General features: G+C 33.7%; 19 protein-coding genes. 9 read left to right on the plus strand and 10 right to left on the minus strand.

The window, feature by feature from the left end; genetic code table 11:
• Nucleotides 1–471 carry a hypothetical protein gene (locus tag FHY45_RS20470; protein WP_180349907.1) on the plus strand — a complete coding sequence of 157 codons (471 nt, stop codon included), beginning with the start codon at nucleotides 1–3 and terminating at the stop codon, nucleotides 469–471.
• 180 nt (nucleotides 472–651) lie between these two features.
• Here the strand turns inward: FHY45_RS20470 and FHY45_RS06070 are convergent, their stop codons facing one another.
• The 4 genes from FHY45_RS06070 to FHY45_RS06085 form a co-directional block, all read right to left on the minus strand.
• Nucleotides 652–1128, minus strand: a complete 477-nt coding sequence (locus FHY45_RS06070; protein WP_066099988.1) for a BsuPI-related putative proteinase inhibitor — start codon at nucleotides 1126–1128, stop codon at nucleotides 652–654.
• Nucleotides 1129–1190: 62 nt separating this feature from the next.
• Nucleotides 1191–2612 carry a hypothetical protein gene (locus FHY45_RS06075; protein WP_066099991.1) on the minus strand — a complete coding sequence of 474 codons (1422 nt, stop codon included), beginning with the start codon at nucleotides 2610–2612 and terminating at the stop codon, nucleotides 1191–1193.
• Between the two features lie 333 nt (nucleotides 2613–2945).
• A complete protein-coding gene (locus FHY45_RS06080; RefSeq protein ID WP_066099995.1) occupies nucleotides 2946–3713 on the minus strand; it encodes an alpha/beta fold hydrolase in 768 nt (255 codons plus the stop codon).
• Between the two features lie 465 nt (nucleotides 3714–4178).
• On the minus strand, nucleotides 4179–4574 hold the full coding sequence (locus tag FHY45_RS06085; RefSeq protein WP_066099998.1) for a hypothetical protein: 396 nt from the start codon (nucleotides 4572–4574) through the stop codon (nucleotides 4179–4181).
• 394 nt (nucleotides 4575–4968) lie between these two features.
• On the opposite strand from FHY45_RS06085, the gene FHY45_RS06090 reads away from it, so the two are divergent.
• Nucleotides 4969–6006: an endonuclease I family protein gene (locus FHY45_RS06090; RefSeq protein ID WP_139891174.1), complete on the plus strand. Its 1038-nt coding sequence runs from the start codon at nucleotides 4969–4971 to the stop codon at nucleotides 6004–6006.
• Between the two features lie 98 nt (nucleotides 6007–6104).
• Nucleotides 6105–6590 (plus strand): DUF4306 domain-containing protein, encoded by a 486-nt coding sequence (locus FHY45_RS06095; protein ID WP_066100001.1) that lies wholly within the window; start codon nucleotides 6105–6107, stop codon nucleotides 6588–6590.
• Between the two features lie 200 nt (nucleotides 6591–6790).
• Here FHY45_RS06095 and FHY45_RS06100 read toward each other — a convergent pair whose 3' ends face one another.
• A complete protein-coding gene (locus tag FHY45_RS06100; protein WP_066100008.1) occupies nucleotides 6791–7105 on the minus strand; it encodes a hypothetical protein in 315 nt (104 codons plus the stop codon).
• A gap of 413 nt (nucleotides 7106–7518) precedes the next feature.
• Between FHY45_RS06100 and FHY45_RS06105 the strand changes: the two genes are divergently transcribed.
• Nucleotides 7519–7746, plus strand: coding sequence for a hypothetical protein (locus tag FHY45_RS06105; protein WP_139063780.1), 228 nt, complete (start codon nucleotides 7519–7521; stop codon nucleotides 7744–7746).
• Between the two features lie 124 nt (nucleotides 7747–7870).
• Here FHY45_RS06105 and dacB read toward each other — a convergent pair whose 3' ends face one another.
• A complete protein-coding gene (gene dacB / locus FHY45_RS06110) occupies nucleotides 7871–9352 on the minus strand; it encodes a D-alanyl-D-alanine carboxypeptidase/D-alanyl-D-alanine endopeptidase (RefSeq protein ID WP_225983682.1) in 1482 nt (493 codons plus the stop codon).
• 1211 nt (nucleotides 9353–10563) lie between these two features.
• Between dacB and FHY45_RS06115 the strand changes: the two genes are divergently transcribed.
• The 4 genes from FHY45_RS06115 to FHY45_RS06130 all read left to right on the plus strand — a co-directional run bounded on the left by FHY45_RS06115 (nucleotide 10564) and on the right by FHY45_RS06130 (nucleotide 14635).
• Nucleotides 10564–11007 (plus strand): hypothetical protein, encoded by a 444-nt coding sequence (locus tag FHY45_RS06115; protein ID WP_066100014.1) that lies wholly within the window; start codon nucleotides 10564–10566, stop codon nucleotides 11005–11007.
• A gap of 313 nt (nucleotides 11008–11320) precedes the next feature.
• The gene (locus FHY45_RS06120; RefSeq protein ID WP_139891175.1) at nucleotides 11321–11782 is read left to right on the plus strand and encodes a hypothetical protein; all 462 of its coding nucleotides are present in this window, start codon (nucleotides 11321–11323) and stop codon (nucleotides 11780–11782) included.
• Nucleotides 11783–11988: 206 nt separating this feature from the next.
• Entirely contained in the window at nucleotides 11989–13059 is a 1071-nt protein-coding gene (locus FHY45_RS06125; protein ID WP_139891176.1) for a DUF3900 domain-containing protein, read from the plus strand.
• Nucleotides 13060–13744: 685 nt separating this feature from the next.
• Entirely contained in the window at nucleotides 13745–14635 is an 891-nt protein-coding gene (locus FHY45_RS06130; RefSeq protein WP_066100023.1) for a DUF6612 family protein, read from the plus strand.
• 55 nt (nucleotides 14636–14690) lie between these two features.
• Here FHY45_RS06130 and FHY45_RS06135 read toward each other — a convergent pair whose 3' ends face one another.
• From FHY45_RS06135 to FHY45_RS06145, 3 genes are all read right to left on the minus strand, one after another.
• A complete protein-coding gene (locus tag FHY45_RS06135; RefSeq protein WP_139891177.1) occupies nucleotides 14691–15545 on the minus strand; it encodes a DegV family protein in 855 nt (284 codons plus the stop codon).
• Nucleotides 15546–15711: 166 nt separating this feature from the next.
• The gene (locus FHY45_RS06140) at nucleotides 15712–17157 is read right to left on the minus strand and encodes a UDP-N-acetylmuramoyl-L-alanyl-D-glutamate--2,6-diaminopimelate ligase (RefSeq protein ID WP_066100031.1); all 1446 of its coding nucleotides are present in this window, start codon (nucleotides 17155–17157) and stop codon (nucleotides 15712–15714) included.
• Nucleotides 17158–17468: 311 nt separating this feature from the next.
• Nucleotides 17469–18851, minus strand: a complete 1383-nt coding sequence (locus tag FHY45_RS06145; RefSeq protein ID WP_066102227.1) for a DHA2 family efflux MFS transporter permease subunit — start codon at nucleotides 18849–18851, stop codon at nucleotides 17469–17471.
• A 445-nt stretch (nucleotides 18852–19296) separates the two neighbouring features.
• Here FHY45_RS06145 and FHY45_RS06150 point away from each other — a divergent pair, with 445 nt between their 5' ends.
• Nucleotides 19297–19671, plus strand: a complete 375-nt coding sequence (locus tag FHY45_RS06150) for a YuzC family spore coat inner layer protein (RefSeq protein ID WP_066100033.1) — start codon at nucleotides 19297–19299, stop codon at nucleotides 19669–19671.
• A gap of 284 nt (nucleotides 19672–19955) precedes the next feature.
• Here the strand turns inward: FHY45_RS06150 and FHY45_RS06155 are convergent, their stop codons facing one another.
• Nucleotides 19956–20393 carry a GNAT family N-acetyltransferase gene (locus FHY45_RS06155; RefSeq protein ID WP_077247926.1) on the minus strand — a complete coding sequence of 146 codons (438 nt, stop codon included), beginning with the start codon at nucleotides 20391–20393 and terminating at the stop codon, nucleotides 19956–19958.
• Nucleotides 20394–20647: the final 254 nt, after the last annotated feature.

Consider the following 20647-nt stretch of genomic DNA (forward strand, 5'->3'; position numbering starts at 1 on the left):
TTGGCTATCTATCAAGCTAATGAAATAAAAAAACTTCATAAAGAAGAATTCATGGAGGCTGCTATGGTGTTAGGTGGCGGTAAACTACATAAATTAAAGACACATATACTTCCTCATTTAAAAGAAAATATCGTTATTATTTTGATTCAGCAGTACATACAAGTACTCGTTGTATTAGCTCATCTAGGAGTACTAAAAATTTTCTTTGGCGGTACATTACAGGATTCTGATGGAAATGCTAACTCAGCTTCTCACGAATGGTCAGGTTTGATTGGCCAAGCTTACGATAATCTGATCGGGTATCCCTGGTTACCACTTATACCTATCCTATTTTTAGGATTAACCATTTTATCCGCTCAAATGATGCTAAGCGGGTTCACAGATGTAATAAATAATAAAGCTTTATATCTGGCTAAAGTATCTAAACCGAGAAAACGTGCTGCTAAGAAGAAGATAGAAACACAAAACTAACTATTTAATGAACACGAATGTGTCTGGCTTGATAGTTGTATAAGGTAGAATCATTAGGAATTGAATCATAAAAAAAATAGCCCAATCATATTATAAAATTAAAATATGATTGGGCTATTTTTTTACATTGATTTGAAGGTTGAGTATCCAAATATAATATAAATTGGTACCCTCCTTTCGTTAGTCTACTTTGAACTGAATTTTTTTCCTTGAGTCATCCTTCACCCCTTTGGCTGTTAACCATGCTTCTAGAGTGTATTCTCCAGGTTCAAGGTCTTTCAAATGGATATCATGCGTTAATTGCGCTCCTTTAACCAGTTCTTTTTCAGTAATAACCTGTATAAAGGATTTTCCCTCTGAATACTGGATGATTGTTTTTCCCGCTTGATCCTTTAAAATATAATCAAACGTTTGGCCGCTGTTAAACGTTAATTTAATCGGTTTCGCTGTCTCGTTTTCAACTGTATATACAAATAAGTAATCATTTTCGACTTTGTTCTTTTGGACTAAGCTTGACGTTAAACTTGCATCATTGATACGATTTGTACTCTTATCTATATTCACTGGTTTATCATCACTTCCTTTGTTTGGACTGGGTTCTTGCCCGCATGCTGCCAACAGGAGGATACATAAAATAAAGCTTAGACTTTTTTTCAAACTCACACCTCCTTATAATTCCTTTGTTTGTTAGGTTCTACAATCATCTGCCATTCCCCTGCTCAATCATTCTTAGATTTTATTTTTTCCTTCATCCATTTATAGACTGTTACGATTCCTAACACTCCACCCAACGCAATTCCGGATAATGCTACAAATAAAGCGATATATTCAAAGAAGGAATAGGAAGCAGCCTGGGACCAGTTAATATTCCCTTTCCAATCCTGTTCAATGACCAGATTCATGCCGTAAATTCCCGAAATAACCGTATATGTAGTTAAAAACGTAAGTAAATATTCATGTCGTTTCCCTGTTAGCTTTTCGTGGTTTTTATAGAGATTGCCAAGTGTTCGGTTCACATGATTATAAAGCTCATCCATATGAAAAATATCTTTCATTTTTAAATAGATTTCTTTCCCAAAAATCCGGCTATGTACTTCAGGCTGATAAAATTGTGCAGAAAAATTCGTGATTCGAATGATAAGCTTTTCAATAGAACCTTTTTTATCATCCACTCTCAGCTGGGAATTCTCATACGATAATTCTAATAAGAGGAGTCGATTGAAAAAGAATAAAATATTTGTGTAAAAATTTTCTCCATACATACGCTCAGCAATAAATTTACTTTTCTCTTCACATTCATTTGATAGACAGACAAATGCATAATTACTGATTATATAATAGGAAGAATCGCCCCATCGATCATATACATGCTGATCACAAAAGCGATGGATGTATGCCTCCGATTTAGCACCGGCATAGGGATGTCCTTCCCTATCATATCCCTTAATCAAAGCGGCTCTGTATAAAGAAATTTCATCCAGGAGGGTATTCTTTTCGAAAGCTAAATAGTAGTAAACTTGCATACGTTCTTCTATAAAAAATGGCAAACTGCCAAAATAGGTTGTATGCTCTTTCTTTGATAAATGATCCTCCAGCCATGGACAATATTCATTGAAAATAATTCCTTTTGTTTCAGAATACTCTTTTTCATTTAATCTAATAACTATATCATGCGGTTTATCTAGTTGTCTGAATAAGTCTATAAAATGAAGAACATCATTATAGCTCATATGATCAGGCAAATTAATTCGCATATTCATAATGCCAATATTATACGGACAAACAAAGATATCAAAAGATACTAATATAAAATCAGTTTCTAAATACTTGGATTGTAAACAACCCTTTTGATTGATAATTTTACTAAAGCGACGAAATGCATTTTTATCCTTTATAGTTGGGGGAAATAAAATGGGCTCCATATTAGGAAGAAAAAATTTCTCCATGCGTTCATGAGATACTCGTATATCTCCATAAAATTTGCAATCCTGACTTGTATCTCTTAAATCAAAAAACTCCCACTGCTCTTTTATTAACTGCTGAACCAAGCCCTCACTCCGTGAGTCCTTTATTTGAAAGGGGAAGATGAACTGTAGGTAGGATTGTTCCACTTGAAGTTCTGGGATTTCTATCTTAGACATTCTGTATACCCCCATCTCTCTATCTATCTCTCTTTTCCCTCAATACTGGATTAAAAAACTTATTGATTGGTTTATATAATAACCTATGATGAATAATTGGGTTTATATTCAATATATACAAAACAAGTACTAATATTAAGAGGAGAGTGGACTATATTCTCTCATCACACCCATTCACAGTCCAAAATAAAAAACCTTCTAGAGAGATTACCACATCACTCTAAAAGGTTTAATAACCGATGTAAAAGAATTAAGATTATTTTAGTAAATGAATTGTTTAATCGATATATATGCCAATCGCTTTACTATCATCAACTTTGGCTTTTTGTTATTTCAATGCGCCAATAAAAATTGTAAGGATATCTCATTGAATTGGGCAGCTTGATCTATATTACATACATGACCGCTATCCTTTAATATGACTAACTGACTTGATGATTGTTTTTTTACTAGCCGCTTCACTGGTTCTAAAAACACATAATCCTCATCTCCCATAATATATAATGTAGGAATATGTGTATCTTTTTCATTGATTTTCAATAAATAGCTTGCGATATCACCAGTTAGTGATAACCAACGCAAAAATTCTCTATGCTTAATTTTTCTCGCCTCTTGAACAAATAAATGACGTGAAGTTTCATGGGTTTTTCTCGGCATTAAAATCCAGGCAAATAGTTTATATAACCACATAAATGGGATTATTTTCTTAAACATATTTGCGATACCAAGTAAAAAGTGCAGCCTTGGTGTAATACGTATTACAGCGCCTGCAAGTACCATCGAATGAAACCTTTCAGGGTTCGTCTCAGCTAACTGACGAATCAGCATTGTCCCCAGTGAAATTCCTACAAAGTGAGCTTTATCAATCTTTACTTCATCTAAAACATTTAAAATATCTTCGCTAACCAAATCAAGTGTATATTTAGTTGGACTGTTCTCAATCTCACAATCACCATGGCCGCGAAGATCGACGACCAACACATTAAAATGCTTACGGTATACTCGAATTTGCTTGTACCAAATAGTTGAGCTACCTCCTGCACCGTGTACTAAAACAACCCATTCTTTATGTTGTTGACTATAGATTTTATAATGTAACAAATTTTTCATCCTTTAGTTATTTAACATATACTATCATTACGTACAGCAACACTCATGGTTTCAAATTTTAGAGTATTTTACATTAGATGTATGCCCAAAAGTAATATCCGTAAACATTTCCATTTATCAGATACCGAACATATCTATAATTTTTTCGCTTCCTGCTAGCGTTTGATCAAGCATTTATCACTTCTAACATTTATTTCCTCTTGGGTGCTAGATATACAAATATTTTTAATAAATGAAGGAGCAGCGGTAAAAGACGATACATAGTCTAATCATACTGAATCTTTCAGTAAGGGACTTTGTGAAACAAACGATAATCAGAGTATTAAATAAGCCAAAAGAGAAAAAGCACTTTTTATAGTTCATGATAAATTAACATCGGCCGATATAATAAAAGCCCCATAGACAAGTCTATGAGACTAGAGGTATTATTTCGTTATAATAGTAATATTCAAATATTTATTTTTTGGGACTGCGCCATTTTTCAAGTGCAGTCTGTAATACAGATGCTAAAAAAAGAGTTTCTCCTATACTGATTAAAATTCGATTCATTGGATTATGCATATTAATCGATTCTCTATCAAGTTTACCTATCTGTTCTTTTTTTAATTGAATAATAGCTTCTTCAGCTTGACCTTTTGAGAATCTTAAAAGCTTATTTCCCCAATCCTGATCATCCTTCGTAAATAATACAGAGTCTTCTTCAATGATTGCAGCAAATTTTACACCGTAATTATTTTTGTAGTGATACGGAGCTTTTTCAAAGAAATCCTCAGGCGTGTCTTCTAACATTTCATGTTCAGCTTGTATAGCCTTAATCTCTTCTTCTACTTCTAAACTAGTGCTTGTAACCATAAATACCAACTCCTTCTGCTAAGTACTTAAAAGTATAAACGGTTTACCAAAAGTTGTCTTCTTATATATGGAAGGATATAAAAAGTAATTATATTTAGAATTTTCTTTTAAATATAACTACAATATTGGAATAATGATTACATTATGTAATAAATAGTTCTACCCTCGTATACAATAGCTAATTCTAACTTTAAACGATATATTATACATTGATTTATAGAAAATTTTATTATTCGAAGAATTTCTTCACCCTTTTTGTTAATATTCACTCTATGATTATCTTATAATCATTCTACTGAAATCATATATTTCTTAACCTCTAGATAATCTGTAACCATCATTTATTTACATTTGTTTCCACACTTGATATTATCAAAATAAAGAGGTGAAGCTGATGAAAAAAAGAATCCATCCGTCTTTTTCTCATTCCTATGAAATAATCTTGCAGGATACCGTCCATTTTTTGCTAGCTTTATTCCATAAAAATCCCTCACACCGTTTGATAAAGGAAACTCTTAATGTATGCTATGACTCTATTATTCATGTTACACAACCCCTTACCCGCCAACTTCAGGAACAACCTACAGAGAAAATTGAATTCCAGCTAGTTACAGACATGATTAATGAAATTTATTACGATGAAAAAGAGGACCAGAGCATTATTGATATGTATTACAAAAACCTTCCACTGGATGACTTTTCAAATGACAATTTAGTTTCGGAGCTGACCGAATTGCTGACAAGAACTCATAATCCCCAGCTCTCCTATTCAACCAGCAGAAAAGCGCTCCATTCATGGGTAGATTTGCGTGAAGATGGTCAAATAAAAAGCATATATTCCGACCAAAGCTTAAATCCCAGTGATGTAATTGCTCAGGATAAACTGCTGGAAGATGCGGCAATCGACCAAATGATACAAGTATTGAGTAAGGATTTCGGAGTGCTTCATGAACATAAAAATATATTGATTGAGTCCGTATTGCGGTCTCTCCAATTCAATATTGAACATGTCATTCCACAATCGTGGTTTGAGAAAAGACACCCCATGGTTGGAGATCTTCATCATTTATTTACGTGTGAAAAAGATTGTAATTCATTCAGAAGTAATATTCCTTATTATGATTTTGAAGACTACAAACCTGGAGCTTATAAAGAAGTCATAAAATCCTTTTGCGGAAAAAGAGATGGCAATCAAAGGTTTGAGCCTGAAAATGGCAAAGGTGAAATAGCACGAGCATGCTTATATTTTTTAATGAGGTATCCTGATGAAATTATACAAGAAAAAATGTCATTGATTGATATCGACCTATACAAAAAATGGCACAACAACCATCCGGTCTCTCTTCATGAAAAACATCGAAATTGGGCAATTTTTAAACTCCAAGGAAATCGAAATCCCTATATTGATTTTCCTGAGCTGGATTTCACATGATTATAAGATATTTTTTCAGAGTTTGCTAACAATTGAAGATTCCAGTCATATTTTTTGGTAACTACATGATCCATACTATAAAAAATGAGGGATACAAAATGAAACTGAAAACCATTATTCCGCTTTCAGCTTCATTGTTATTGCTATGTTTATCAACAATGGCCGCTTTCTATGAAGGAAGTGCTCTCCGAGATGACATTTTCGAATGGCGGTGGTCCACTCCATTTACTATGCTTACAGCAGAAAGAATTTCACATGCCGATCAAGTATCAAAATTAGATTACCTGGTTTATGCTGCAAAATTCCAGCCGTTTTTTCCTGCTATTATGTTGATATGTCTCATTAGTATCCTCATCTTAGCCAGTTATATTGGTATTAAAAATCCAAAGACTCATGCTTATTATTTTTCGGTCTTGGCTTGTGTAATGGCAAGTGCAGGTTTAATGATACTCTCTGATCATGTGGGGACAAAATTTATTTATTCCAGCATACTACTATCAGGAGTTATTATTTCCTCTCTCTTAGCCTATCAGCACTTTACTCAAACACTCACACAATCTACATTTAAGCAAAATGAGACTTAAAATAATACCAATAATTAAAAGAAGGAGTGAAAATTCCACTCCTTTTATTGCGACATTCTTTTGTTTCAACTCTGTTAATGATTAAGGATGAGATTAGCGGAATTGCAAAAACCATCCCATTGTCGATATGTCTAATGTGCTAAGTCAATGTTTTTGTAATGAATAGTTTTAAAAAGGAGTACTCCAAGAGGCATATCTTCTTATGAATTCCCTGCTTCGAATTGATCCATAAGCATAAAAATAAAAACAATCGCCAAATGAAGAATTGCCAATATTGCGAAATGGTATCCTTCAAGGATTTTTATATAATAAAAAAAGATGGGAAAAGCAACGGTTTCATAACCAAATAAAACCAATAGCCACCCTATTCTTTCAGCCAATTTTTTCTCATTCTTCGGAATAAAGACTTCATTATTCCCTGCGATAAAGGACGTTTTTCCTTTTTTTCTAATCGAGTTCCCACTCATCATGAGTAATATACCGATCACCGCAAGTACAACAGAAGGCAAAAGCATTCTCTTTCCTCCTCATAATTCATCAGCATATTCTTAAACATGTATTCTGATTTTTTCAATAATTAAGTGAAACTTATTTATTGATTTTATCATCAAAAATTATCATTTAGAATTGCTAAATGCCGCTTTTTAAGTAAAAGGATTCCAACTAATTAGCATTATTCTATGTACCAATGAATTTTACAAAAATAGGAGGTATACCTTTGCCATTAACTTTATAGTATAAGGTAATACCTAATATAGGTCTCCCCCTTATGTTTATAAAAATACAATTGACATAGTGTACAGTTTAAAGGAACGAATGTGCCTCAGAATAAAGACGTCAGTTACATGTTTATTTGTTTTAATGATGTTTTTAAAATGTTCCCATTCCTACATCATGAATAGACTATAAAGGAAAGGAGCGGTTTTTTTTGAACAGAGATAAGTACGACGGTCTCCATTTCTTAGCGATTATCTGCATAACCTTTTTACAGTTGAACTTTGGCTTTAATGACTGGATTTTCGGATTGCTTATAACCATATATGCCGTATTTGCCATTTTAGTTATTGAAGGACTATCGAAATACTCCGTGACAAAATTTATCATTTTATTACCAATGATCTTCCTATTAAGAATCTTCATCACTTTATACTCATGATTTCAAATAATTTATAGATTACTATAAAATACAAAACTAATTCAGATATCAGCATGACCTGCACCAAGGTTAGATGGTCTTGAGCTCATAATAGTGCAGGTCCTACTTAATTGGATTGTTCTTTCTAATTGCTAGCCAGAATGACAGCCATCTCGTCTTCAATTTTCTTCAGCTGATTTTCTTTCTTGGCATTGTTAATAATGATGGAGAAAACGTATTTATTCCCCTTCTTTCCTTTTACATATCCCGTCAAACTACTGACCGTTGAAATCGTACCTGTTTTGGCTATGATTTTACCTTGTGCAGCTGTGCCCTTCATTCTGTTTCTTAATGTCCCTCCTACACTTCGATCACTATCACCTGCTACTGGAAGTGCATTCTTATATGTTTTATACCATGGTTTGGTTTGCGCTTTATAAAGTAAATTTGTTAATGCGTTAGCTGAGATCATACTAACATGAGACAACCCTGAACCGTCTCTCATAAGTATGGCATCATTTCCAATCCCCAAATCGACAAACTGGCCCTCAACAACTGATAATCCCTTATCCCAGCTTCCCACTTTTCCTTTTACCCTGCCCATTTCTTTTACAAGAACCTCAGATATTGTATTATTACTAAGCTTCATATATGGTACAAGAATCGTACCCAATTTAGGTGAATGGTCGGTGGCAAGCTTTGTAGGCTTAGCTGGTATTTTTCCGGCTGTATAATTCCCAGTAATTTTAATGCCTTGCTTTTCTAAAGATCTTTTAAATAAAGCAAGGGTATATCGAGTAGGCTCCCATACAGAAATCCATGTTTTTGTAGTACCGGAATTTAGAGGGACATTCCCGGTGACAGTAATTCCATTGCTGCCATGTTTTCTATGTATCTTAACAGTATTTTTACTGTTAACCTTACCAACTTTGGTTTTGTTCGATATCTTCACATAATCCGTCTTTGGAGTCATGGTTACAGAGGCGGCTTTACCTACTTTATTGCCAGACTTGACTTGTATAATCACTGTACCTGCATCATAATCAGCATTGGGGGAAAAGGTTAATCCAGAAATTTGAGCACCATAATACTCTTGCTCATCACTCCATGGCATATCCAATGATAATCGGATTTGGTCATACCATGTATCATCCGCCACAAGATTTCCTTTAATCTTCTTTATCCCCTTCTTTTTTAGAGCTAAAGCAATATTGTCTAGATCCTTCTCCCCTAGAGTAGGATCCCCCTTCCCTCTGATGTAAATATTTCCCTTTAAGGTACTTCCTTTTTGTTTACCATCTGTATAGATCTCAGTTTTGAAACGATAGTTTTCTCCAAGTAATTGAAGAGCAGCAGCACCGGTAACTAACTTCATACTTGAGGCCGGCCTTAATCTGGTATCCCCATTATGCTTGTATATTATTTTTCCATTAGATGCATTTCTCACGCTTATTCCAATACTGGCACCTTTTAAATCAGGATGGCTTAGCACCTTGGCGATTTTAGAGCTTAACTGGCTTCCTCCAGCGGCATTAGAAGCCTCGTCCTTTTTCAAGGGACTGACAGAGCTAAAACTAATAACCATAACAACCATTAACAGACATAACCATTTCATCTGCTTGTACAATGGACTCTCCCCTTCTATATTTTTTTAAACACTTTTATTAAACAGCAGAGTATAACTGGCTATGAAGGCATAGCCATATTAATTTGTATATGAAAGCACCTAAAAGGAGAATCATTTTTAAAAAATGACCTCACACTTTTTACTAATTATCTTCTCCCTAATCATATTTACTAGTACTGCTTCTATTGTTAAAACATTCAGAGAAGGGATATAGTTCGCGAATACATTGGTTGCTCCCCCCTTAACTTTATATATTCTGATTTATTAGCTATATAGTGTGGGGATGAAGAAACAGCTAAAAAAGACTGTGAGTTAGGAAGATTATGTACAAACACGTTTTCAGAAACAGGGTTAGTACCCCCAGTGCTTGTCTTGATGTTTGGAGTAAATGTTGGGGTTATCAAGGGGAAAAATATGTACAAGGATGGAAAGACCTATAAAGTTATAGTGTGGTCTTGGCAACAGTATTCAAACAGCTCGAATCACCAATCATATTATAAAAAAAATAATGCCAGGCGTTAGCATCCTTTTTTATATGATTGGAGTAGCCATAACCTCTAATTTTAAAATATGTAGAACATACTTAATTTGAATGACCAATGAAGAGACAAGCTGTCACCTTAACTATGTAGTTAATTCTTATTATATAATGTAGAGATATATACATAATTCTATACTTTTAGTTGTTTTTAGATTCATTAGTCAAAACTTTTACTAATACTAAATAAAAATATTATGTAAACAATCATTTTAAAATCTAAGCATATGTTAAACCGAGCACAACCTATATAATTGAGGAAATGAATTCCTCTAATATCATAAAAGTGTAAATCACTAATGCTATACCAGCAACAGCAATGAATCCAACAAATAGTGCAGAGCAAATTATCTTTATAAAAGAAATAATAGTGGTAAGAATATTTTTGTTAAATATTATAATATGAGCCATCTTATTCAACCTTTCTGAAAGTCTTCTACTTTCACTATACCGTAATCCCTTGCCAAATGTTAACACCTATTTTCCTTTATTTTGTAATAACATTTCCGTATTTCAAGAGGACCTCTAAAAAACAAACGTTAAAACCTTGCTATAAGAATGATTTATGTTAGATGAAATTATAAATATATGATTCATATGGAATCAAAATATTTTGTTTTTTTTATTTTTTGTTCTATCATAGATTATTAAAAAAGGAAAGTTAGGTCTTAAGATGAAAAAAAACACATATCATACAATTATTGCTGAACTAAATCAATCAGACCAAGTTTCTCAAAAATTATTACATTCTTTATCAGCTCCGATTATTATAAAAATGTTTTATAATTTATTCGGACCTTCTGGGACACACCGGTTAAGTGAAAATGCTTATTATAAAATTCTTACTGAATTGAAAGACCACACGGAAGAGCTTCCAAACACTTCTGTGCCATATGCCAGTTCAACACTGATTCATTTATTTTATGACAAGATTGGCAGGCACGTCACGGCTGAGACCGTTTTGGAGGATGATGAAGGGGACTCCAAAGAAGAAACAAATGATTTAACAGTAGATGACCTACTGGATTTACTTAATTTCGCAAACGAAGATCATGATGAGCTTTATGCAGAACATATTAAAGATCGCCTTTCTCAAATTTGTTCTTTATTACGATAAAAATTATAAATATGTGGGGATGCTTTTTTAAAAGGCATCCTTTTTAATGCGTACAAATGTTAATTACAATAAAATATCAAAATTGATCAGCAACCATTATAAATAGATTATTTTGCCAAGCGATTACATATAGAAGTATTTCCAACAAAGATGCCATCTAATTACAGGGTATTCCTTCTAATATAGGGAAAATACTACTATATTGTGACAATTGCAATTATTCAGTTCACTACAGTGTAAATCATATAAAGGTATATGTTATTATGGTCCCAACAAAATATTGTGCGATTATTATTTTTTGAGGGGGATTTAAATGAAATCAACGACTAAGGAAATCATAGTATCAGAAATCAGGCAGACAAAAACTGTATATGAAAAGCTATTGATATCATTAACAACTCCAGTCCTACTTACTATTTTCAAACAATTATTCGGCAGAAACGGAGAGTTTTCCTTATCCGATAAAGGATTCGATTGTGTTGTAGAAGAACTTGAGTCTCAGAATCGACTACCAGAAACAAATGGGGAAAAAATCACAGATGCCTTATTGGTAGATATTTTCACTGATTTTTATACCAATCAGAATGAAGATAACCCTCTTAAAGATCAAATGCCTTCTGTTGACGAACAATCAACCCCTCATCTAACACTTGATGATTTATTAGATTTACTTAATATAGCTATGAAACATCATGATATCCTATATGCCAATGAATTAAAAAGACGTTTATTGGTACTTAACAGGAATCATAAAAACAGTATAGAAGCCTCCTGAATATCTACCTTCTAAGCGAATGAAGCACCCTGTTCATTCGCTTTTATTATTGCATCACTAAGGAAAGTTCATGGCTAGATGGTTGGTTAAATTTAAAAAGAACTCTCAGCTTTCATTATTTCGATCTTCGACCATGTCTTCATTGACGAAATACCTCTGTTTTGGGATACTGAAAAGGCTGACTCTAAGGAAAAAAGGTGTATAACATGGAATTTGAGATTAAATTTTTATCTTTCTTTGTTGTGGAAACAGAAGATAAGGAACAGCCTACAGCTAAGCATTATCAAACACTTGATACAGATGAATATGAGGAAAGTGCTCTTAAAGATTTCCTTGATGGCGAATTCAAGAAAATCGTAAAACGTAAAGTCGATCGTCATCCCAATTCAGAACAAGTACCAACAAAGCTGGGCCATTTTATAATTGAACCAGGTCATACATTGGATTCAAATCCAAACTACAATGCATTTAACCGTACTCGCTTTGCTGATAATAAAGAAGATTTTAAAGCATTCAGTGAGGAATTCGTTCATGCTTATCTTGATACAAGTGCAGTTCGGGGCGGTGTGTTTGTTATGGCTTCAGCCGTACCGCGGAAATTTTTCGAACATCGATTTTTATTTTTAATGAAATGTGATTTTGAACCAAAGGTCGCTTCTATATCTGATGAAAAAACATTAATTCGCAATGTCGAGATGGCCATCACTACTAAAAATATGAAATCCATTCTATACCCTCATATGCCTGAAGAAGGCATGATTGAGGAAAGCGAATTAAAAATTCATCAATCCTCACATGCCCGATATTTCGAAGATTTTTTAAAATTTGTAGAGTATGGTGAATCTAAACAAGAATTAGTGAAGAATCATGTCATTGACATGGTACAGGAGCATATTGGTGAAGTATATGAGCCCGAAAGTGAGGAACGCCGTCAGTTTGAAGAAGCTATTGAAATCTGGGCTGACAGTCCCAAGCGTGAGCTTCAGGAACGATTAACAACTGAACAAGTTGTAGAAGCAGCCGCTCAAATTGTTGAACAAGAACCGGATATTGAACTAAAGATGAAGCTGGATAATACGAATATTAAAGGATTGCTGGCCGATTTCAGTGAAACCATTCATTTAGCCAAAATTAACAATCGTTATGTATTGGTGATTGAAGCAGAGCAAATTTTATTTGAGAAGGGATTCTCCCCCATCGAATTCCACAAACCTGATGACCTGCATAGGGTAATCGATAAAATAAATAAAAAGACCTATGAAAATAATACTTTTTAAATCATAGGTTAAATTCCATGATTTAAAGAAGGGTTCTGATTTTAAAGCTATAAATCCTGATATATGATAACCTTTAGATTAGATGGTTTTTAGGCTGCCGACTTTGTCGACAGCCTATTTTTTTAAACACTATTTAAGATTGGATATTAAGACAATCCATTTTTTGCCACTATTGCTAGTAAAAAATTTATCTGCATTCTGACAAAACCGGCTATATAAAAATTGGCCAGAACCCCTTTCATTGATCCAGCCATTCTTTGCTACTTTTAGATTATCATTTATAAATTTAAAGTTTAGATTAATGTAGCGGTATCCTCCATTCAGAATTCACACCAGCTTTTGCCCCCCTTCTCTTCTGTTTTGTTTACTTATATAACTAGTAATACAGTTGCTATAATCATATTCAAACAAAATATTAATTATATTTATAAAGATGCATTTTTTACAAAATTTAGGGTATTGTGTTATTGTTGATTTGATCATTACCACTATGAATAATCTCCAGATGCTCTCTTCATTAGGTATCATCTCAATCAGTATAAAAAATTCATTTCCTGATATCAGTCCAATTGTCTACTTAGTTAAGCACTTGCAAACTTGCAATTAATTTATACATATATGACTTTGCTTAATATGCTTTAGAATGTACTTCGTTTTCAGTGAATTCAATATCAAGGAGGAACATATGTTGAAGAAGTCAGTATCTTATTTGGGAAGTATTTTTTTCATTTTATTTTTAACTGCTTGTAATGAGGAAGCTTCACCGGTATCTAAAAATGGCAATGAGGTAGCAAAGGCAGAGGAAACAAAAAATGGTGAATCTGAACTAACAGCCAAGGAAGTCTATAAAAAAATGGTTGAGGCTTCTTCTGAAGTTAAAAGTCTTGGTCTTAAATTAGATATAGATCAAGAAATATCAACTGAAGCTGATGGAATCATTTTGACAACAGAAACAAGGACAGACTCTAAAATGATTCAGGAACCTTTGTCCTTATACCAACAGATTGAAATTTATTATAAAAATCCAGCAACCGGAGAACAGGAAGGTAAAATCGATCAATATTTAACAGATGAAGGATTTTTCATGCACGATATCGAGGGAGATCAGTGGGGAAGATATAATGCAGATTATACTGAGGTGGCGAAAGGGCTTAATTTACAGCCGGGAACGAATCAATTAGATTCTCTGAAAGATTTAGAGTCATTTGCAGACGACTTTACCTTTGAGCAGGAAGCTGATCAATATGTTTTAACTTTAGCAGGCAATGATGAAAAATTAAATGAATACGTAAAAGGATCATTACCTGCTAATATACCTGAATTAGAAACAGCTCTGAAATCTATGACACTACAAGAAGTCGAATATGAAATCTTTATAGACAAAAATACTTTTTTACCATCGGTGATGAATGTAGATATGAATATAGGTATCTCGGAAAACGGAAATTCCCTTGTATTAGAACAAAGTATTGAATCTAGCTACTATGACTATAATAAAATTGATAAGATTGTACTTCCTAAGGAAGCATTGGATAATCCAAACGAAATAAATTTAAATGATACAACCAGTATGTAACTATAAAAAACTAAAGCTCCCAGTCGAGGAGCTTTAGTTTCTTTAGTTTTACTATTTATTCACATACCCATGAGACTCCGATTGTTCCTACTCCTGTATGGACTCCAGCAACAGGAACCAATAGCATTCGCTCAGTAGGAATGGAGTTAAATTCTTCATTTATTTGTTTTTCCAATTTACACGCATTTTCTTCGTCATCAGCATGGATAACTACTATTTTACTAACCTTACAAACTTTCATATCTTCTCTTAATAAATCCAATATATAATGGATAGCTCTCTTTTCAGTTCTAACTTTTTCTCTAATTTTAGCCCCTTCTGTTTCTATAGAAAGAATAGGCTTAATATTAAACAAGTTAGCAATGAGCCGTTGGCTTCCTGAGACTCGCCCGCTTTTATGGAGCTGATTAAGATTAGACGGTATGAGGAAAAGCCTTGCATTCGTTTTGATTTCTTCGATTTGTCTGACAATTTCTTCAGCATCAAAACCCTGTTCAAATAACTCTATACCTTTTTTCATCAAATAAGAAAGAGGGTAAGATCCAGTACGTGAATCAATTGCAAACAATTTAAAACCTACTTGCTCAGCAGCCATTACAGATGTTGAAAAAGTACCTGATAGTTTACCCGAGCAATGGAACGCTATTCCATAATCATACTCTTCTTTCAGTTTTTCATATAATTCAACAAATTCACCAATTGATGGTTGTGATGATTGGAAAGTGGTATTTTCACTTGCCATTCTTTCGTAAAATTCTTTTTCTGTAATATCAATTGTTTCTTTGTATGAAACTCCATCGATAACAATTTGTAAAGGAATAATATTTATTCGATTTTTTTTAATAAAATTCTCGTTTAATGTGCATGTCGTGTCTGTAATCCAAGCAATTCTTGGTGGTTCTTGTTTCATTCCCTCTTCCCCTTTTAAACAAAATGGTATGACCAATTTTATATTAAAAATAGTATGTAGTAATCATTACTACATACTTAATATAATTTAACTACTTACTATAGTCAAACGTTTTCTTGGAAATTCGACTATATTATTATTTATTCAACAAATTTTGCAATCAGGCTCAAATTACCTTAACTGTTTTTTCCTCTTTTGAAAGATAAGTTAATGTATCTATGTCGGAATTAGTCGGTAAAAGATACGTATTTTTATAAACTTCATTGCCTTTTCCGGTAATAAAAATCCAGTCACCATCTTTTGCAATTTTCCAAGCATATTCGATTGCCGACGTACGATCCGGTATGACCTTCCCTTTGGCAGATGGCTTTAAATCATGTAGTGCTTCTATCATCCCCTCAAAAGATTCGGTCCCTAAATCATCCAGCGTTAAAATACATAGGTCACTGTGCTTTTTCGAGATTTCAACCATACCACGTCTCTTTGTCACATCTCGATTTCCCCTAAATCCAAAGATATGAATGATGCGCTTTGCCCCCATCTCTCTTCCGGTTTTAAGACATTGTGCAAAAGCATCGCAAGTATGAGCATAATCTACAACTAACTGTGCACCTGTCGGGTGATTCACTACTTCAAATCTCCCCGGCACGCCAGGAAATGATTGTAGTGCATTAATTATTACTTCACCTGGTACACACATATTTCTCGCTGTTAGAAATGCAAGCGCCGCATTTTGAATATTATGTTTTCCCTTAATAGAAAGCCTAATAGGATAGATTTCTTTATTTTTATATACAAACTGTATATCACCCGTTTTATTTTGCTGAATATACAAATCAGATTCTTTATTCCCTACACAAAAAATTTGGTCATTAGTACCGCATAACCTTTTTTCAAGTTTACTGCCCCATTTGTTATTCGTATTAATCACAGCAGCACCATCTGGCTTTAATTGAGTAAAAAGCTGTGCTTTTACTGAAAAATAATCATCCATATCCTTATGATAATCTAAATGGTCATGGTCTAAGTTTGTAAAAAGAGCATAATCATAGCTAATCCCTTTCACTCGATATTGTGACAGTGCGTGTGAAGATACTTCCATTATGACAATATCATCTTGACTTCTTGATAATTCTTTTTGTAATTGCAATGCATCCATGGTTGTATTTACAGAGGGTGTAGATTTTTCACCATTTATATAATTATAAACCGAACCAAATAAAGAACAGGATCTACCATAAGCTTCAAGGATATGCTTCAACATAAACGAAGTAGTAGTTTTTCCATTTGTACCTGTTACTCCAATAATTGTTCTATCTGCTTGCACAGGATAAAAACGTTTAGCTAAATCAGCCAGGATAGCGCGGCTATTTTCAACCCTAATATACGGGACCGATAGATCAGTGATTTCTTTTTCGCCGATTATAACTCTCGCTCCAGCTTCAATTGCCTTTTCAATATACGTATGACCATCCACCTGAAATCCTGTAATGGCTACAAATATGAATCCCTCTTTTACCTCTAATGAATTATTAGCAATCCCGGTAATATATATTTCTTTATCCTTATCTGACACTTTTGCGACATCACTCAACAAATTTTTAAGCTTCAAGTCTTAGCAACCCCTTTTGTTCTTCTGCTTCTGTGAAAATATTCAAGATTTTTTGTGGTATTCTATGGTAATTCACTATCTTTTCCGATTTACTATCTGTATAAAAGATAGTTAGTTATATGTTTTGTATTAGCTTTCATATTATACAAACAGAACAACACCTATACCTAAATTCCTCTATTTACAAACTTATAAACCCTTTTTACACTTTTTGATTATTTTTTTACTTTAATATATACATTTATTTCAAAATAATCGCCCTATATACCCAAAAAGAAAACTCCCTATTTCACATAAGGAGTTTTCTTTCTCTATACTTTCACTCTTTTCAGAAATAAAGACAATAATAACCCGGTAATTGAAGCAACCATTATAAGGATATACCCTTTTTTCACACCATAAATGAGAGCCTCCGTTAGAACCTCTGAATTAGGATAACTCCCTGCTTCATTTAAATATGAATTTTGCCCCATTGTCATAAAGGTAATCGCCAATGCAGTTCCGATAGCTCCGGCAATTTGCTGAAGCGTGCTCATGACAGCGGTCCCATCAGGATAATATTTTCTGGGTAATTGATTTAAGCCATTTGTCTGTGAAGGCATCATGATAAAAGCAATGCCAATTGATAAGCAAACATGCATTATGATAATTGTCGATAAAGAAGTATCAGCTGTGATTTGTAAAAATAAAATACTCGCTATACTAGTTAATACAAACCCAATAACCACCAACCATCTCGCCCCATATTTATCCATTAATTTTCCGTTAATTGGAGACATAATCCCATTCATTATCCCACCAGGCAAAAGCGTTAAACCAGCTGTAAATGCCGATAATAGTAGCCCTCCTTTTAAATACATCGGTAATAGAATGGCATTCGATAAAATCATTAACATAGCTAAAAAAACCAATGAGACACCCAGGGAAAACATAGGGTAAGTGAATACGCGCAAATTAATCATAGGATTATCAGTATAAATTTGACGGAAGGAGAACAATATCAAGAAAAATAGACCGATTCCAATAGGGAGTAACACATGTGCTTCTCCCCATCCACCTCCGCCCTCTCCGGCAGCACTAAATCCGTAAACAATCCCGCCAAATCCAATTGAGGAAAGTATTACTGACCTTATATCGATCTTTGGTTTTGTTAGTTTTGTAACATTTTTCATAAAAAATATCCCGGCACCCATGGAAAGCAATAATATCGGCAAACATGTCCAAAAAATCCAATGCCAACTTAATTGGTCTACAATGATTCCAGAGAAGGTAGGGCCAAATGCAGGAGCAGACATGATAACAAGCCCCATTAATCCCATCACTACCCCACGTTTATGCGGAGGAAAAATAATAAGTGTGCAATTAGTCATTAAGGGTAAAAGAATAGCGGTTCCAATGGCCTGGATGACTCGCGCCGACACCAATATAGGAAATGAATGCGCAAGGCCACCAATCAATGTGCCAACAATTCCCATCGCCAGAGAGAAAAAAAACAATTGCCTGGTCGTAAACGTTTGAATTAAGATAGCCGAAACAGGTACCAAAATTCCCAATGTCAATAAATATCCTGTGGTCAGCCATTGTGCTGTTGAAGCTTCTATATTAAAGTCATGCATAATATTGATTAAAGCCAAATTTAAGGCTGTTTCACTGAATAAACCAATGAATGCTGCCACTGCCAAAACTGCCATCATTGGTACAGCCCTGAACTCCTTTTTCTCTTCTAAATCCACTTTTCCAGCATTCAATGAAATACCTCCTGTTAGCTTCACATCAAAAAGTTTCTAATACACTTACAATGAGTTAATCTGCTAGATCGTCTATATCATTTTTCTGATATATCATGCCTTATTTAAAGCAGATTATTAGTGGAATTTTTTTCTTTAGTTCTTCTTTTAAAGAAGAGTAAATAAAAAGACAACCAGCTATATAGGTTGTCTAGGTTAAGGACCCAACTAAAATCCCAATAAAACAAGGAGTAATTATAAGTAAAAGTATCATTAACACTTTTAACCAGGCATCTTCTCCTTACATATCCAAAGATTCACCTATCGCCAGTCCTCTTCATAGGTATGAATACTATAGACCATCTTTAATATCCATTCATTTATAATTACTTTGATAAAAGGAGATAGGAACATGAATAATCCATATGACATGAATAATATGCACCCCGGTTACCATAATAATTACCAAAATTATGATCGCCAGCTTCCTCCAGTTCAACCAGTAATATTTATTAATTCAGCAGGGGTTGCCAAGGAGCTTATAAATGATGCCTACACCATAACTAACCACATTCAAAACAATCCACAGTTTTCAAGACAAATAATGACGTATGCTCAGCATGGGCAAAAAAATGAAATCTTAGGAATGCTTAACAGTTTACCTTTAAAGCATCGCCCAGAGGTAGTCTTTACACCAGGAGCCATATTAATTAAATTATTCCCAGGTAATCCAAATGACTCCAGCAGTGCCTTAACCATAACTATGCTGTGGCATGAAGCTTTTTAAGTCATCAGCAAATATCAAAAAAGCCGAAGAAATGCTGATTAACAACATTTCTTCGGCTTTTTTGTTATTCATTATCATACTCATAGTAGTTCTATGCTACTATTATTTTATTCCTAAAGGAGAAAGTTTGTATGTTCACTTTTTTCAATAAATGTTCTATTTGCAAAAAGAAAGATAAAGATTTACGCAAATATCAAAATGGTCACGGCAAAAAAAATAAAATATGCAAAGCTTGCACCTTGTATGCCGAAAGAAGGGCGTTCCGCAGAATCTGAAATCATGTATTACAGCTTTTTACGAAATGAGTAACACCATTTATCGTAGCCTAACTTTTCTTCATAGAAGCGGTGAGCATCCGTGCGTGAAAGAGCAGATTCTAATGCTACATAATTCGCACCATTTTCCTTAGCCCATTCATGAATAAAAACAAGCAGCTTTTCCCCATATCCTCTCGAACGTTTACTTTCAGTTGTTACCAAATCATGAACAATGATATGACGTTTATTATAGAAATTCACACGAGAACTAACACCAATTACAGCTACCACTTCTTCACCTAAAAACAATGCAAAAAGCCTGTACCCTTCTTTATGCATTTGATTCATTAATTCTAAATACGAATGCTTATCCAAATCAGTACGTAATTGCTTCATTATTGAATATGCATCATCCCATTGGTCAACCGTAATCAATTCCATAATATTTTCTGTGCTTATCGTCATGTTTTTCCTCCTGAGGCTATAATTAGATCAATTATAACCCTGCAAAATTTTACGGAGTCAGCTCCGTTACCATTATACACCAATCATTCTATTTCGCTATTGTTTTACATATTTATATAAACAAAATGAATGTATATACGGATGTTAACAACTGAAAATTTATAAACATATCACGTTAGAATCAGCAGAAAATCATATATCATATATAAAGTTTGAGTTTTGTTAGAATTAGACTTGATGAAATATATTATTAG

The organism is Bacillus sp. D386 (assembly GCF_006346415.1).